The organism is Proteiniphilum sp. X52 (assembly GCF_003712195.1).
In the GTDB taxonomy this organism is placed as follows: Bacteria; Bacteroidota; Bacteroidia; order Bacteroidales; family Dysgonomonadaceae; genus Proteiniphilum.
Window position 1 is genome coordinate 295,990 of record NZ_RDSD01000001.1, and the last position, 16,592, is coordinate 312,581.

Here is a 16,592-nt window from a genome sequence, read left to right on the forward strand (position 1 = left end):
AAAAATAATCATATGAAGAACTTAAGATATATATATGCGATGCTTCTCCTGTGCATCTTTGTGGCTGTCTCCTGTGAGCAGTTTCGAGATGTTTCGGGGGTGAAGCGGGTGGAGTTGTTGAGCGCGACGATTGATATTTCGTATGACCTTCAGGGAGCGCCTATGCCGGACATTGTGAGGGTAAGGCTGACGAATTTTGCGGAAAGATATGAACTTGTCACTGCTGTATCCCCCGAAGGGGATATTAGGATAGACGAAATTATTCCCGGTATCTATACCGTTACTGTAAGTGCCGAGAAGAATGAGGATGGTTTTACCTATAATTATAACGGTAATGTTGTGAATGTGGATATTGTGACCGACAAGAAGCGGATAAATGTGAATGTGGGCGCATCCCGTTCAGGAGCGCTTGTCTTCAAAGAGGTCTATTACTGCGGATCACGCACGCCATCCGGTGGATCTTATTTCCGGGACCAGTTCTATGAGATCTACAATAACAGTGAGACCGGGCAAAATGTAAGAGGACTTGCCATAGCGCTCCTGAACCCTCTGACAGCCACGGCAAATCTGCCGGTATGGCCCGGCCCGGATGCGGATAAATATGTATATGCCCTGCAGATATGGCAGGTGCCAGACGATAAGGATTATCCGTTACAACCCGGGGAGTCGATCATTATCGCGCAGATGGCAGATAACCATAAAAAAGATAATTTGAATCCCGGCTCACCGGTGAATCTGTTGAGCGCCGAGTTTGAGACATTTGTCAAGACCACTTCGCTGATACAAGACAATCCGGCCATTAATATGACCATGGCTTTTTGGCCTTCGCCTACGGCTCAATGGTTGACTACCGTCTTCGGAGGGGCATTTGTTATTTTCTTTCCTCCTAACCCCATCGATCCTAACAGCCCTACCGAAACCGTGAGTCCTGAAGGCTCTACCGCCAAAAGTTACCGGATACCCATCGATGTGGTGGTGGATGCGTTAGAGAATGTAGGTAATCCCAACCAGATGCAACTCAAACGTGTGCCGGCTGTGCTTGATGCCGGAGCTGCGACGGTGGATGGAACTTATCTGGGTAAAAGTGTGGCCAGAAAAGTGAAGGAAACTTTGCCCGACGGAAGGGTTGTTCTGCAGGACACCAATAACAGCACCGACGATTTTGAAGTGATGGATCCGCCGGTTATCAGGAGATACGATGCGAAAGCACCATCCTGGAATACATGGAAATAGAGCTTAACAGGAGATAATTATGAATAGAGGAAATAATAGATATATGAAAGGAGGTTTGGCAATTGTCTTAGCCTTTCAACTCACACAGTATGCTCCGGCACAGGAGCAGGGAACGCTTGCTTCTCCGGCTTCCATCGAATTGCGGAAAGCCAGGGCGACATGGTTGAATACCGGCAACGGTGCCGGTGTGGCGCTGGACCATTTAGGCGACTTCGGCTCGCTTGGAGCGGCATATCAGATGGTGAACGGAGATTTTAAAAGAGTGCAGGAGGGAGCCAAAGAGAGTACGCTGATGGTGGATACCGAAGGTGGACGGCGACTAGGTAAAGCTTATGCCTGGGGCCGGTTCTCCTACCATAACACTACTACCCGCGACTCGAAATTCAACACGGCCATGCTTGATCCCTACAGGGGGATACCATTCTTTCCGGTTGATCCCAATAGCAGTGATTGGAAAAAACAGGATTACAATCTGGAGATGAAGGTGTCGTCGAAACCGTTTTTCGACAGGTATCTTCTCGGTATGCAAGCGGCATACAACACCCATACGGGCGCCAAACAGGTCGACCCCCGGTCGGAGATCTACTATTACACCATCAATGTGAAGCCTGGGATAGTGGCTCTTTTGCACAATCAGGAAGTGGGTTTGAACTTCGAGTATGAGAACATGATCCAGGAAACCAGGCATACCAATAGCAACAGCCAGATGCACCAGGACGTGTTCGTGATGAAGGGCCTGGGGAATCATTATACGGCAGTGATCGGAGGTTTGCAGTCATTGGGAGGGTTTATGTATCATGCCAACAAAGTGGGGGGTGAACTGCAGTACACCTACCATTTTCCGGCACTTCGTCTTTTCGCTTATGGTGGATACACCTACCGCGTGGAAGACGTGATAAGGGATATCACCAAACCGAGAAAAGAGGGTGCCATCAAAGAGAAGACCCTTTACGCTAACGTTGCTTTGGTACATGAAGGAATGAATCTGAACCGCATCGACCTGTCTGTCAGGAGTAACCGGATGGATGCCATAGAATTCGTGCAAGTCCTGGATAACAGTTTTGAGGTGCAGCAATGGGTGGATGTCTATAGCAGCATCCGCTCTACTTACAACCAGGATGATATCCGGCTCTCTTATGATTTCTATAAAGGAACCGGCCATGAATATAAATGGAAGACCGGTTTGTTTGCCAGCTATCGCGCCAACGATGACCTCTATATTATGCCTGAGTCACGGAGGATCATCAAGAATCTTTATATGGGTGTGAACGGCAAAGTAAATATGGAAGCCGGCCGTTCGGGTACCTGGACGCTGGGTGCCGATTTTGCCTATAAGAACCATCTCGAGGGGGATTACCGGTATGGGGGTGTGGATCCGCAATCAATGGTGATCACCCAATTGATGACACCCGATTTTGAATACCTGAAACAGAATTTTTATAAGTTCGGTGGATTTGTCAGTTATTTTACGGGCATTGACAATCAGAAATCAACGGGGGTTTTCGTGAAATTGGCTGCCAATTACTATAAACCGTCAGAAGGTGAGGGTGACAGGTTGATAGCTGATCTGGGAGTGGGTCTTACATTCTAAATGCTATTGAATGAGCGTAAGTAAAAAGATATTTTTAATTATAGCCGGTGCGTTTTTTCTTCCTCTCTCCCTGTTTGCCGCAGGGAAGGGATTTGCAATCGTGGTCGATCAGCAGACATATAATGCCTGTAAACCAGAGATAGACCAATACAAATCCATGCTGGAAAGGGAGGGATTCTCCTCGTATATCGTTTGTCGGGAATGGCGGAATCCTGAGGAGGTGAAAAATATCCTGTACGGGATGTACCGGAACCAGTCGCTTGAAGGCGCTCTTTTCATCGGTGATATCCCGATCCCGATGATACGGGATGCCCAACATCTTACTTCTGCCTTTAAGATGGACCAGGAACGGTTTCCTTTTAGAGAATCTTCGGTGCCGTCCGACAGGTTTTATGATGATTTCGACTTGCAATTCGATTATCTTGGGCAGAAAGAGGATGATCCGCTATTTCATTACTATTCTCTGAATGCCGGTTCACCGCAGTTTATCAAAAGCGATATCTATACCGGCAGGCTGAAACCAACCCTCCAGGGAGAGGAAGGTTACCGGCAGATCAGGGCTTATTTCACGAAGCTGCGGGTAGAGAGAAAGAAGGAGAATGTGTTAGATGTCATTACCTCCTACACCGGTGAGGGGTCTTTTTCAAACAGTATGACCGCTTGGAGAGACCAGGGATTTCTGATGAAAGAGCAGTTTCCCCAGGCATTCAGGGATAAGAATTCCGCGAAATTCCTCTTTTTCGCGATGTATCCCTTTATGAAAGAGTTGGTGGTGGAAGAGTTAAGGCGTGAGGAGATGGATCTCATGTTTTTCCATGAGCATGGCACCCCTGACAGGCAGTATCTCACAGCGACGCCTCACAGTAAAGGAACGGAAGAGTACCGGGATGCGGCTAGACGTGTTTTCCGTCAGTCGCTCAAAAGAATAAAAAGTCCTGAAGAGAGGACCAAGGCCATGGAAGAGTGGATGTACCACTATCGGATAGACTCGGTATGGTTTGCGGATGCTTTTTCCATCGAGAAAATAGAGGAGGATTCCCTGATGGATCTTCGTACCGGTATCGTTCTGGATGATATTCCCTTGATTGCACCCAATGCCAGGATGGTGATCTTCGATGCTTGTTATAACGGAGACTTCCGTGAGGATCGTTATATCGCGGGAGAGTATATTTTTGGCGGAGGAAAGACCCTGGTGACTTTCGGAAACAGTGTCAATGTATTGCAGGACAAAAGTTCATCCGATCTGATGGGGATGCTCGGGCTGGGTTTCCGTGTGGGAGAGTGGGCCAGGGAGATCAATATCCTGGAGTCACATATTATCGGGGATCCTACTTTCCGCTTTTCCGGAGAGAAAGCTTCACAAATCGATCTCCACTGTGCCGATACCGCATATTGGCTGTCGGTGTATGAAAGAGAGGATCATCCTGACCTGAAAGGGCTGGCGTTGCGTAAGTTGTTCCATTTGGAATATGGGGAAATGCCGGAGCTGCTGGTTTCCACCTATCGTCAATCTCCATGGCATGCTGTCAGATGGCAGGTATATGATTTGCTGCAACATTATAGCGGGAATGATTTTGCCGAACTGATAGAAAGTTCCATCCACGACCCTTACGAGTTCATTCGCCGCAAGTCTGTTTTCTCGATGGGTAGAATCGGTTCCGATCGTTTTATCCCCTCTCTGGCATCGGTTTATCTTAATGATTATCTGGATGAGAGGGTTCATTTCAATTCCATCTTCACGTTCGATCTGGTGGATATGGACAAACTGGAAGCGGAAGTGAAAAGACAACTGGAAGAGAATACCTCCTATTCCGACAAGGAACGTGTCTGGAAAGAGTTCAAGGGCAGGATCGATTCCCGGAAGAGGATTGCCGTGATGGCGGATGATGCGGTCAACAAGGAGAAGCCGTTGAAAACAAGACTCTCCGCTGTGAAAATGTTACGAAACTATACCTATCATAACCGGGTAGAGGATTATCTTAAGGTTATTGCCGACGACAACGAAGAGGTCTCTCTGAGGATGGCTCTTGCCGAGGCATTGGGATGGTTCTCTCTCTCTTATAAACGCGATTACATAGTTGAAGTTCTCAAGGCCGTGGCTGCCATGCCGCAGACTCCGGAAGCGCTGAAAGGCGAATTGCTCAAAAGCATAGCCAGGATTGAGGTCTATATGCGATAAAACCCGTGAGATGAAAAAAATTGCTATTTTTTTATGTTGTATACTGCAATGCAGTCTCTTTTTGCTCCCGGCGGCAGAGCGCGTCATCCCCGCGGGTGGAAAGTTCGATACCAGATTCCTCATAGTGATCGACTCCAAGAGTTTTGAGCAGGCTTCTGCTGAGGTAATGGCATATAAAAATGTGCTGGAAGAACAGGGGCTTGGAGTGGTAGTCATGGTGGGTGACTGGAAATCTCCTGATGATCTAAGGCGTGAAATTGAGAAGGTATACAGGAAAAAACCGGTGATGGAGGGAGCCGTCTTTATCGGCGATATTCCGGTGGTACGTGTCAGGAATTTCCAACACGCTACTACCGCCTTTAAGATGAATGAAGAAACCTTTCCTATTGAGGAGTCTTCTGTTACCAGCGACCGTTTTTATGATGACCTCGACCTGAGGTTCGAGTTTCTCAGTGTGGACGAAAAAAATCCCCGCCACTTCTATTATCGGCTTAGGGAAGACTCCCCCCAGGTGATAGAAAGTGATTTTTATTCGGCCAGGATGTTACCCCCTTCAGATATGGGAACGGATGTGTACGAGTTGCTCAGAAAATACCTTCGTAAAGTGGTAGAAGCCCATAAAGAGGTGAATTATGCCGATAATATCAAATTTTTTAACGGGCACGGATATAATTCGGACTGTTTGACCGTATGGCACAATCAGCAATTTGTTCTTAAAGAGCAGTTTCCCGAAGCGTTTCGCTCCTCCCGCGGAAATGCGTTCTATAACTTCCGGCAGGATCCCTTCATGAAATACAACCTTTTTGAAAGGTTGCAAATGCCCGGTACTGACCTGTTTGTTTTCCATGAACATGGTGCATTTGACATCCAGTATATAAACGGGGATTATCCGGCTCCCAATGCCATTGGCATGCGCAAGGAGGGAATTTACGGTCCCATGGAAGTTCTTTCCATATCCCTGCGAAACAGATACCGGAGATATACCGGTGAGCGCGGAGAGTCTTTTGCGGAAACCACTATCAGGGAATATAATCTCTCTCCCGATTTTTATAGTGGGAAGTTGATTGACAGCACCAGAGTGAATGATTCGATTTTCTCTGCCGATATCAATATTGCGCTTTCCGATTTACGGAATCTTAAACCCCAGCCGCGGATCACTATTTTCGATGCATGTTATAACGGTTCTTTCCATCAACCCGGTTATGTGGCAGGTTACCATATTTTTTCGGATGGTAACACAGTGGTTGCCCAGGGTAATACGGTCAACGTGTTGCAGGACAAATGGTCAATGGAACTGATAGGTATGATCGCGGAAGGAGCGAGGATCGGATTTTGGCAAAAAGAGTTCCAGTTCCTGGAATCTCATCTTATCGGTGATCCCACCTTCCGGCTTACCCCGGGATCAGCTGCCGGAGATCGTAGCCGGGAAGCGGCTGTCCTGAACAGAAACCTGGCACTGAATAAGGGGAATAACAAAATTTGGTTGGAATACCTGAAGAGCGGCAATCCCAACTGTCAGGCCATCGCATTGAAGCAGCTCTCCACAAACAAGCCTGGGAATTATGATGATATTTTATTGCGCTATTTGAAGGAGAGTCCTTTTTACAGTGTGAGGATGCAGGCTTTACAGCGGATCATTTACTCTTCCGGCAGGAACCTGACGCAAGCCCTTCTCCTTGCCCTGGATGATCCGTATGAGTTGATACGAAGGAATGGGGCGAGATTCGCCGGTTATTCGGGTGATGAGGAACTGATCGGGCCGTTGGTGCAAACACTCCTCTTTTCAAATGAAAGCCAACGGGTACAGTATGCAGCCCGGAATTCCCTTCCGATGTTCGATCTGGAGAAGATCAGCAGTGAGATAACCCGCCAGGCTGCCGCTTCCCATCTGCAAAACCCTTCGGACGCGGCTGCGCAGGCTATATCTTACTTTTCGGCACAAAAAGCCAGAAACGACAAGTTGTTGACAGTGATCCAGGACAAAACCGCGGAGCAATCGGACAGAATTTCCGCCATCCGTTTTCTGAGAAACCATAATAACCATTTGCAGGTCACCCAATTATTAGAGATTTTAAAAGACGACAGCGACGATACGGAGGTAAGGGTTGTCCTTGCGGAAGCATTGGGATGGTTCCGTTGGAGTGTGAAACGAGAGCAGATAGTGGAGGCGCTGAAAACTATCCGAAAAGACAAACAGACTCCCAAAAAACTGCGGGATAAGATAGGTCAGAGTATTCTCAGGTTGAAGTAGTACCCGGGTGGAATTTTAATGAAACTATTTTAACTGGAAATCTTCCCTCAGAAATCATCCTCTCGATCTCGATTATCTCCGTTCCCTTGTGAAGGATCATAACACTCATTCCCCTTCCGCCATATTATGGAAGACGTTTTGAACGTCTTCGTCCTCTTCAAATTTTTCCAGCAGTTTTTCGATCTGGGCGCGTTGCTCCTCGTTGAGTTTTTTGATGTCGCGCGGAATACGCTCAAACTCGGCTGAATGGATCTCAAAACCATTCTCTTCCAGATAGCTCTGGATATCGGAATAGGATTTGAAATCGCCATAGAGCAGGATATCATCTTCTTCCACTTCTACTTCATCCACTCCGTAATCGATCAGTTCCAGTTCCAGTTCTTCCAACGAAATACCCTCTTTGGGTGCAATTTTGAACACACACTTATGGTCGAATAAAAATTCCAAGCTGCCGGAAGTACCCAATGAACCCCCATGTTTGTTGAAATAGCTGCGGACGTTCGCTACGGTACGGGTGGGGTTGTCGGTCGCTGTTTCCACTACGATGGCGATGCCGTAGGGTCCGTACCCCTCATAGACCACTTCCTTATAATCGGAGTGATCTTTGTCGGTCGCCTTTTTGATGGCGCGCTCCACGTTGTCTTTCGGCATATTCTCTTTCTTCGCCTGCTGTATCAACACACGTAAGCGGGGGTTGGTATCGGCATCAGGCCCTCCTTCACGGGCGGCAATAGTAATCTGTTTCCCTAATTTCGTGAATACCCGGGCCATATTACCCCAGCGTTTCAGCTTGGTCGCTTTTCTATACTCAAATGCTCTTCCCATACTGTTTATATCCTTTATCTAATAGTATTAATCAGCCATCTATAATTCTAATTGCCAATTATCAATTGCCAATTTACCAGAAATTTTCACTTTTCATTCTTCCCTCTTCATTCTTCATTCTTCCCTCTTCATTCTTCCCTCTTCATTCTTCATTCTTCATTCTTCATTCTTCATTCTTCATTCTATTCCCCCGTCCTATCTCAACTGAGCCCCCAATTCCTCTTCCAGGCTCTTTTGGATGCTTTGCATTACGTGGTCGATCTGTTTATCGTTGAGCGTTTTTTCTTCGTCCTGTAAAAGGAAGTTGACCGCGTAGGATTTTTTGCCTTCAGGCAGGTTTTTTCCTTCATAGACATCAAAGAGAGATACCTGTTTCAGCAGTTTCTTTTCCGACTTGAGGGCGATCTTGCGGATCTGGGCAAAGGTGACCTCTTTGTCGATGAGCAATGCCAGGTCTCTGCTTACGGCGGGGAATCTGGCTATCTCGGAAAATCGTACCGATTGTTTTTCGGATTCTTTCATCAGCATGTCCCAATTGATCTCGGCGAAGAACACCTCCGTGTCGATATCGAACTTTTTGCATATTGCCGGAGAAACAATGCCAAAGAAACCAATGATACGTTTATGCGTTTTGACACTCATGGCGGCGGAAAGGAGCTCGTTTCGAGTTGTTTCAAAGAACACCTGATTTCCACCGATTCCCATTCTTTTCAGGATATTTTCCAGATGCGCTTTCAACTCGAAGACGGAACTTTGTTCAACGGCTGCCGCCCAGTTTTTATGGATGCGTTTGCCGCATATCCACAGTGCGATATGAAATTCTTCGGAATATGGGGCAAGAACATTTTCTTCGCTCTTTTTGGCGGCATCAAAGAAATAGCAGTTGCCGAATTCGTAGAACCGCAGGTCGCCATGTTTGCGGTTGCGGTTGTAAGCAATGCTTTCCAATCCCCCGAAAAGTAATGTCTGTCGCATCACGTTGAGGTCGTTGCTTAGCGGATTTAGCAGCGGTACGCAGTGTGAGGCGGGATAAGTTTCGAAGCTCTCATAATAATTTCTTTTAGTAAGCGAGTTATTCAATATCTCGTTAAATCCGTTTGCCGTAAGTTGTTCAGAGATCAATGTCTGCAATTTCTGCTTGCGGTCGGCAGGCATTTGAATGGAAAGATTCGCCTTTAATGAGTCGCTGGTCTCCACATTGTTGTATCCATAGATGCGGAGGATATCTTCAACCACATCCACATCGCGCGTCACATCCACGCGGTAACTGGGGATACGTAGGGTGAGTTGGTCATCTGTCTCATCTTCTATCTCAATTTCAAGACTGTTCAAAATGCGCTTGACCGTCTCTTTCGGTATTTCTTTGCCTATCAGCTTCTTTGTTTTGTCATAAGAGAGGTATGCCACTGCTCTTTCGACAGGTACTGGATAAATATCACGAATGTCGCCCTCTATTGTGCCGCCCGCCAGTTCCTTTACCAGCATGGCTGCCCTTTTCAGGACATATACCGTATTGTCGGGGTCGGCACCCCGTTCGAAGCGGAATGAAGAGTCGGTGTTCAGCCCATGCCGGCGCGCCGTTTTCCGTACCCATGTGGGATTGAAATAGGCCGATTCCAGGAATATGTCGGTCGTCTTTTCGGTTACGCCCGACTTCAGCCCTCCGAAGACGCCGGCAATACACATTCCCTCTTCCGAATTGCAGATCATCAGGTCGTTCCCGCTCAGTTCCCGTTCTTCTTCATCCAATGTGATGAATTTGGTCTTTTCGGGCAGGGTGCGTATCACCACTTCGTTTCCGGTGATATGTGCGGCATCGAATGCGTGCATCGGATGCCCGGTCTCGTGGAGTACGAAATTGGTGATATCCACGATATTGTTGATGGGACGAAGTCCGATCAACAATAATTTATTCTTCAGCCAGTCGGGGCTATCTTTCACTGTCACATCACGGATAGTCAGTCCCGAATAGCGTGGACAGGCTTCCCTGTTTTCCACGATCACCTCGATACCTCCCTGTTGGGTATCCACGGCAAATCCCTCTACCGACGGTTTGGTTAGCTTATAAGGTTTGCCTGCCTGCTCCAGCCATGCCGCCAGATCGCGCGCCACGCCGTAATGCGACGCGGCATCCACGCGGTTGGGGGTAATATCCACTTCCAGCACATACTCGCTCTTTATGTTGTAGTACTCTTTGGCCGGAGTCCCTACTTTCGCATCGTCGGGCAGTACAATGATGCCGTCGTGCGAAGTCCCGATCCCGATCTCATCCTCGGCGCAAATCATGCCGAACGACTCTTCGCCACGGATCTTGGAACGCTTTATCGTGAACACATCATCACCCGAATACAATTTCGTGCCGATGGTGGCCACCACCACTTTCTGGCCGGCAGCCACGTTGGGGGCTCCGCAGACGATTTTCAATGGCTCTTCACCGCGGCCGATATCTACGGTTGTCAGGCGCAGATGGTCCGAGTTGGGGTGCGATACGCATGTCAGCACTTCACCGATCACGAGGCCTTCCAAACCCCCTTTGACGGTTTGTATTTCTTCCACGCTGCCTGTTTCCAGTCCTATGGAGGTGAGCGCGTCGGCTGTCTCTTGTGGCGACAGATCGAATTGAAGGTACTCTTTGAGCCAGTTGTACGAAATGTTCATTCTATATAATATTGCATAAGATTGTCACAGATTCAATCAGATAGATACGGATTGATAATAGGTTGTTTTTCAGCCTATTCCAAGTCAATACCAACCTGTTAAAATCCGGAATCCTGATTCTTTTTGAAATAAAGCTCAAAATTACAAAAAAAAGCGATAACCATTGCCAAATATCTGTGATATTCAGGATTTGGGATGCCATACCACCATACATTGGAGTCCTTTCCCTGCGAAGCGGTCGGATGCACCCATTAATGAACAATTGGCAGATTTACTGATATCGACATATCGAGATATGAACGGTAACGGGCAATGGATCATTTTATTGTTTTATTGACAACGACAAAGATGTCAATGGGTGATTTGACGAAGAAATAGTGTTTTTGTAGGTATAAATTGAATAACATCTCATATTGACTGTCTTGAAATTTGGGAGAATCCTGTATTTAACCTATTTTTTGTTTGTTGTTACTTTATATCGCATTAAGATAGAGCGATTTAATCTTTAAAGAGAATGGACAACAATCAATTAGCATTTGACTTTGCGCTTCAGACCAATCGGAATTTGTTTATTACCGGAAAAGCGGGAACAGGAAAAACTACATTCCTGCATCGCCTGAAAGAGATTTCCGGTAAGCAGATGGCGGTGGTTGCACCTACCGGTGTGGCAGCCATCAATGCCGGTGGTGCTACGATCCATTCTTTTTTTCAATTACCGCTTACGCCTTTCCTTCCTACCCCCGAGGGAAGGAAACAACTGATCAGTCAGACAAGAATGCGGGGACATCGGCGGAGGGTATTACAAGAACTGGAGTTGCTGGTGATCGATGAGATAAGTATGGTGCGTGCCGATCTGCTGGACGCGATTGACACCTCTCTGCGTCATTTCCGATACAGGGGAGACCAGCTTTTCGGTGGTGTGCAGGTCGTTTTTATTGGTGATATGTTCCAGCTCTCTCCGGTAGCGAAAGAAGAGGAATGGCGCTTGCTATCGGGATATTATCAAAGTCCCTATTTCTTCCATAGCCGGGTGATTATGCAGGATTCGCCTGTCTATATCGAATTTGAGAAAATTTATCGTCAGACAAACAACGATTTTATACGGGTGTTGAACGAGATCCGGAACGATTGTCTTTCTCCCGAGAGTTTCCGGATGCTCGAAAACCGATATGATCCGCAGTTTACACCCAAGTATGAGGATGATTATATTGTCCTCACCACCCATAATTACAAAGCGGATCAGATCAACAGTCGGGAGTTGAATAAATTAGAGGGTAAGACTCGCAGGTTCACAGCCAAAATCGAGGGAGAGTATTCCGAGAGGAACTATCCTGCTGAGCCGGTACTGGAGTTGAAACCCGGCGCAAAGGTGATGTTCCTTAGAAATGATACCGAGGCGGCACGTTTCTATAATGGAAAAACGGGTATTGTCGATAAAATTGAGGGAGACAGTATTATTGTGTGTTGTGATGGAGATGAATACATCGAAGTGGAGCGCGCTATGTGGGAAAATATCGGTTACTCTGCCAATCCGGATACAAAACAGATAGAAGAAAACATACTGGGGCGTTTTATACAGTACCCCTTACGCCTGGCATGGGCTATCACTATTCATAAAAGCCAGGGGCTTACTTTTGACAAAGTGGTGATCGATGCCGGACAAGCTTTTGCATCGGGACAGGTATATGTGGCATTGAGCCGGTGCCGTTCGTTGGAAGGTATCGTACTTTTGAGCAAGATACACCCGGATAGTATTCGCAATGACCGTCAGATTATAGACTATGAAAGGAATAAGCTGAGCAGTGATGTGCTTGAAAACCAGTTGGAAGAGTCGCGCAAAGCATATCGTTGCCACCTTCTGTTGTCTGTTTACGATTTTGAGGGTATCTTGTCGCAAATCACACGATTGTTGTCGAAGATTAAGGAGTGGGGAGAGTCGTTCAATGAGGAGACATTACCTTATTTACAAAATATCCGGCAACAACTGGAGGAGATGGAGCGGGTGGCAGCGAAATTTCAGATGCAATTGAACTCGATCTTTGGTCAGTATCCTGTAAACGAAGACTATTTAAGAAGCCGGTTAAACGCTGCCGGTGATTTCTTTGTGGAAAAGATGGATCTGTTGATAGACGATCTGCGACAATCGCCTGCTACGACCGATAGCCGGGCACACGCTGCCGAGTATAACGAGGCGATCCAGGATATTTTCTCCGATCTGGCCTTGAAGCAGGATCTGGTAGGTGAACTAAAATCCGATGCAAGTATTGAGGCCTACTTTGAGGTGAAAAATAGTTTTATGCTTCCTTCCTTTAGTGTAAATGCTTATGCTACATCGGCCTCCGCAAAGTCCGACCTGTCACATCCCGCCCTATATCGTCTGCTGATAGAGGAACGGAATAAGATATGTGGTCCGCGGGACTTACCGATTTATTTGGTGGCCGGAAGTAAGACGCTCTATGAGATGGCGGAATATTTGCCACAAAATGAAAAAGAGTTGCTTCAAATCACCGGATTCGGACCGGCCAAAGTCGAAAAATACGGACCAATTTTCTTATCGGTCATCAGAGATTACTGTGAGAGGCGCGGGCTGGAGTCCTGTCTGCCGGAGAAGGAAGTATCCAAAAGAAAAAGGAAAGAAAGGAAAGAGAAGAAAGAGAAGAAACGAAAAGGGGATAGCCGGCGTTTGAGTTTGGAAATGTTCCGGTCGGGAAAAACGATCGAAGAGATAGCCGAAGAGCGGAATCTGGCAGTTTCGACTATCAGTACGCATCTGGCAAAATATGTGGAGACGGGCGAACTGATCGTTACCGATTTTATTCCACTGGAGCGGCTTCGTCTGGCGGAAGAGAAACTTAGGGCTGGTTCACCCGACGATCCCGTATATTACACCTTGCATCCTGATTTTTCGAATACTGAGATTATGATGATCCTTGCACATAAGCGGGGTCATGCCTCCGAAAGTTCTTCATTCCTGTAGAGGAATTATTAAACCCATAAAAGGGATTATGCTTCCCATAAAAGGAAATGCGAACAGTGTAAACGGAATTATAGAATCTCATAAAGGGATTTTAAACAACAAAGGGTGGAAACTCCTGTGTGTGAGAGTTCCGCCCTTATTATCTTTATGTGAACAGAGAAGATCAATATCCCCTTATCGCCTTGATTCCCGGAAGCACTTTGCCTTCGATCATTTCAAGCAACGCGCCGCCGCCGGTAGAAACATACGATACTTCATCTGCCTGTTCGAATTTATTGACACAAGCTACAGAGTCGCCCCCTCCCACCAGCGAGAACGCTCCCTTTTTGGTGGCATCCACAATGGCATCGGCAACAGCGCGTGAGCCTTTGTCGAAATTGTCGAATTCGAATACTCCCACCGGTCCGTTCCACAAGATCGTTTTGGAGTTTTTAATCACTTCGGCGAAAGCTTTTTCCGATTCGGGGCCGATGTCAAGGCCTTCCCACCCGTCGGGAATCTCTTTTACGGATGCAAAACCGGTCTTCGCGTCATTGCTGAAACTGTCCGCGATTTTTGCGTCGGTTGCCAACACCAGGTTGACGCCTTTTTCTTTTGCCAATTCCACGAGCTCCTTTGCCAAATCCAACTTATCGTTCTCCACGATGGAGCCGCCGATCTTACCGCCGAATGCTTTGGCAAAAGTATAGGTCATTCCGCCGGCAAGGATCAGGTTGTCTACCTTATCCAGCAGGTTTTTGATAATCTCTATTTTGGTAGATACTTTGGAACCGCCCATAATGGCTGTGAAAGGACGTTGGGTTTCATTCATCACTTTTTCGACGGCAGTGATTTCGTTTTGTAACAGGTATCCGAATAACTTATGATCCGCGTCGAAATGGTCGGCGATCAGCGCTGTGGAGGCATGGGCCCGGTGAGCGGTCCCGAAAGCGTCATTCACATACACATCGGCATAAGAAGCCAATTTTTTGGTGAATTCTTTTTGTGACTCTTTCACCTCTTTTTTTGCTTTGGCAGTTTCTTCTTCGGTGGCATCCGCAGCCAGACGCGGTTTGCCTTCTTCCTCCGCATAAAAACGAAGGTTTTCGAGCAGTAATGCTTCTCCGGGGCGTAAAGCGGCGGCTTTGGCTTCAGTTTCTTCACCTATGCAGTCGTTGGCGAATTGCACATCCACCCCTAACAGTTCCGACACACGGGGAAGGATATGTTTGAGGGAAAATTTATCGGTCGGGCCTTTCGGTCTGCCCAGGTGTGATCCTATGATTACGCTGCCACCATCTTTCAGGATTTTTTTCAACGTGGGGATAGCGGCGCGGATACGTGTGTCGTCGGTGATATTGAATTTCTCATCGAGAGGAACATTGAAGTCCACACGCACGAATGCCTTTTTACCGGCAAAATTAAAAGTGTCCATTGTTTGCATAGTTCAGTATATTTTATAAAAAGTTTTGCGAAATAACCCACTTACGGCAATGCCGAATAAAACACAAAGTTACAAAAAATGTGGAATTTTTTCCATAATAGCTGTAGGGAAAATTCAGGAGTGCCTCAACACCACTTCGCGGAGGGTTGCAGGTACCGCTTTTTCATGCACGGCCAACACGCCGCAATAGTTGTCGAACGAGAGTTTGCATGCCGTTCCGACATTATCCGGCCGTCCAAGTCAGACAAATTGTATTCCCTTTTGGTTGGGTAAACGAAAAAGTAAATTTTTGAAGGGTGTGTGATCCGTTATTACCGTTAAATTTCTGTCAAAACGACAATCATTCAATTACAAATTGCTATTTTTGTATAAAAATGATACCGATATGATCGATAGAAATGCGAATGTACTCCTTATTTATACAGGAGGCACTATTGGAATGGTGGAGAATGCGGAATCAGGCGCATTAGAACCATTTAATTTCAGTCATCTTCGCTCTAACATGCCGGAGATAAAACGATTGAATTTCAACGTGGAAACTTACCTGTTTGATCCTCCTATCGATTCGTCAGACATGTCTCCGTTTATTTGGCAACAGATAACTCATGTCATTGAAGATCATTATGATAGATATGACGGTTTCGTCATCCTTCATGGAACTGATACTATGGCCTATACTGCCTCAGCACTTGGATTAATGCTGGATAACCTTACCAAACCGGTGATCCTGACCGGTTCGCAGCTTCCTATCGGCAAACTCCGGACGGACGGGAAAGAAAATCTGATTACCGCGCTTGAAATCGCAGCTGATAAAGATGCCGCGGGTCGTCCTATCGTTCCTGAACTGTGTATTTATATGCAAAACCTCCTGATGCGGGGAAACCGTACTACGAAGGTCAATGCCGATCACTTCAGTGCTTTCAACAGTCCCAACTATCCTTATCTGGCCGAGGCGGGCCTGGATATCCGGTACAATGAACAATTCATCCTCAAGCCCGATTACGAAAAGCCGGTATACTTCAATTATGCCATGGATTCCCATGTGGTGATCCTGAAACTATTTCCCGGCATTTCCCGGGAGTCGGTGCGGGCACATCTCGGAATTCCCGGCCTGAAAGGGGTTGTATTGGAAACCTATGGTACAGGGAATTCTCCCATTTATCCATGGTTTACGGACTTGTTGCATGATGCGATAGGTCGGGGTATTGTGATTTTGAATGTCACCCAATGCCTTTACGGTGGAGTGGAAATGCACCGCTATGAGAATGGCCAACGTCTTGAGAAACTGGGTGCGGTGAGCGGATATGATATAACCACCGAGGCCGCTCTTGCCAAACTGATGATATTGTTCGGAGAAGGCAAAACCCCCGAAGAAGTGAACCGCCTCATGGCGGTCTCCCTCCGTGGTGAATTGACGGTGAGAAGATAGGAGGTCAACAGGCGAAGTTACACCTT

General features: G+C 46.9%; 9 protein-coding genes. 6 read left to right on the forward strand and 3 right to left on the reverse strand.

The annotated features are described in order from the left end of the window. Nucleotides 1-12 precede the first annotated feature (12 nt). The 4 genes from D7D25_RS00955 to D7D25_RS00970 are packed head-to-tail and all read left to right on the forward strand — an operon-like array spanning nucleotide 13 to nucleotide 7,254. Nucleotides 13-1,233: a DUF4876 domain-containing protein gene (locus D7D25_RS00955; RefSeq protein ID WP_122967096.1), complete on the forward strand. Its 1,221-nt coding sequence runs from the start codon at nucleotides 13-15 to the stop codon at nucleotides 1,231-1,233. A gap of 19 nt (nucleotides 1,234-1,252) precedes the next feature. Further along, on the forward strand, nucleotides 1,253-2,824 hold the full coding sequence (locus D7D25_RS00960; protein WP_148038818.1) for a DUF6850 family outer membrane beta-barrel protein: 1,572 nt from the start codon (nucleotides 1,253-1,255) through the stop codon (nucleotides 2,822-2,824). 10 nt (nucleotides 2,825-2,834) lie between these two features. Then, entirely contained in the window at nucleotides 2,835-5,003 is a 2,169-nt protein-coding gene (locus tag D7D25_RS00965; protein ID WP_122967098.1) for a HEAT repeat domain-containing protein, read from the forward strand. 10 nt (nucleotides 5,004-5,013) lie between these two features. Continuing rightward, nucleotides 5,014-7,254 carry a HEAT repeat domain-containing protein gene (locus D7D25_RS00970; protein ID WP_148038819.1) on the forward strand — a complete coding sequence of 747 codons (2,241 nt, stop codon included), beginning with the start codon at nucleotides 5,014-5,016 and terminating at the stop codon, nucleotides 7,252-7,254. A gap of 105 nt (nucleotides 7,255-7,359) precedes the next feature. On the opposite strand, the gene D7D25_RS00975 is transcribed toward D7D25_RS00970, so the two are convergent. Both D7D25_RS00975 and pheT read right to left on the reverse strand, forming a co-directional pair. Beyond that, nucleotides 7,360-8,079 carry a YebC/PmpR family DNA-binding transcriptional regulator gene (locus D7D25_RS00975; RefSeq protein ID WP_122967100.1) on the reverse strand — a complete coding sequence of 240 codons (720 nt, stop codon included), beginning with the start codon at nucleotides 8,077-8,079 and terminating at the stop codon, nucleotides 7,360-7,362. A gap of 195 nt (nucleotides 8,080-8,274) precedes the next feature. Beyond that, nucleotides 8,275-10,737 (reverse strand): phenylalanine--tRNA ligase subunit beta, encoded by a 2,463-nt coding sequence (gene pheT / locus D7D25_RS00985; RefSeq protein ID WP_122967102.1) that lies wholly within the window; start codon nucleotides 10,735-10,737, stop codon nucleotides 8,275-8,277. A gap of 514 nt (nucleotides 10,738-11,251) precedes the next feature. Between pheT and D7D25_RS18665 the strand changes: the two genes are divergently transcribed. Continuing rightward, nucleotides 11,252-13,714: an HRDC domain-containing protein gene (locus tag D7D25_RS18665; protein WP_122967104.1), complete on the forward strand. Its 2,463-nt coding sequence runs from the start codon at nucleotides 11,252-11,254 to the stop codon at nucleotides 13,712-13,714. Between the two features lie 163 nt (nucleotides 13,715-13,877). Here D7D25_RS18665 and pgk read toward each other — a convergent pair whose 3' ends face one another. Then, on the reverse strand, nucleotides 13,878-15,137 hold the full coding sequence (gene pgk, locus D7D25_RS01000) for a phosphoglycerate kinase (RefSeq protein ID WP_122967105.1): 1,260 nt from the start codon (nucleotides 15,135-15,137) through the stop codon (nucleotides 13,878-13,880). 385 nt (nucleotides 15,138-15,522) lie between these two features. On the opposite strand from pgk, the gene D7D25_RS01005 reads away from it, so the two are divergent. Then, nucleotides 15,523-16,566, forward strand: coding sequence for an asparaginase (locus D7D25_RS01005; RefSeq protein WP_122967350.1), 1,044 nt, complete (start codon nucleotides 15,523-15,525; stop codon nucleotides 16,564-16,566). Nucleotides 16,567-16,592: the final 26 nt, after the last annotated feature.

What these genes read in the sequence shown, in the direction of transcription:
- D7D25_RS00955 (WP_122967096.1), top strand. Translation starts at nt 13, where the DNA reads ATGAAGAACTTAAGATATATATATGCGATGCTTCTCCTGTGCATCTTT.
- D7D25_RS00960 (WP_148038818.1), top strand. Translation starts at nt 1,253, where the DNA reads ATGAATAGAGGAAATAATAGATATATGAAAGGAGGTTTGGCAATTGTC.
- D7D25_RS00965 (WP_122967098.1), top strand. Translation starts at nt 2,835, where the DNA reads ATGAGCGTAAGTAAAAAGATATTTTTAATTATAGCCGGTGCGTTTTTT.
- D7D25_RS00970 (WP_148038819.1), top strand. Translation starts at nt 5,014, where the DNA reads ATGAAAAAAATTGCTATTTTTTTATGTTGTATACTGCAATGCAGTCTC.
- D7D25_RS00975 (WP_122967100.1), bottom strand. Translation starts at nt 8,079, where the DNA reads ATGGGAAGAGCATTTGAGTATAGAAAAGCGACCAAGCTGAAACGCTGG.
- pheT (WP_122967102.1), bottom strand. Translation starts at nt 10,737, where the DNA reads ATGAACATTTCGTACAACTGGCTCAAAGAGTACCTTCAATTCGATCTG.
- D7D25_RS18665 (WP_122967104.1), top strand. Translation starts at nt 11,252, where the DNA reads ATGGACAACAATCAATTAGCATTTGACTTTGCGCTTCAGACCAATCGG.
- pgk (WP_122967105.1), bottom strand. Translation starts at nt 15,137, where the DNA reads ATGCAAACAATGGACACTTTTAATTTTGCCGGTAAAAAGGCATTCGTG.
- D7D25_RS01005 (WP_122967350.1), top strand. Translation starts at nt 15,523, where the DNA reads ATGATCGATAGAAATGCGAATGTACTCCTTATTTATACAGGAGGCACT.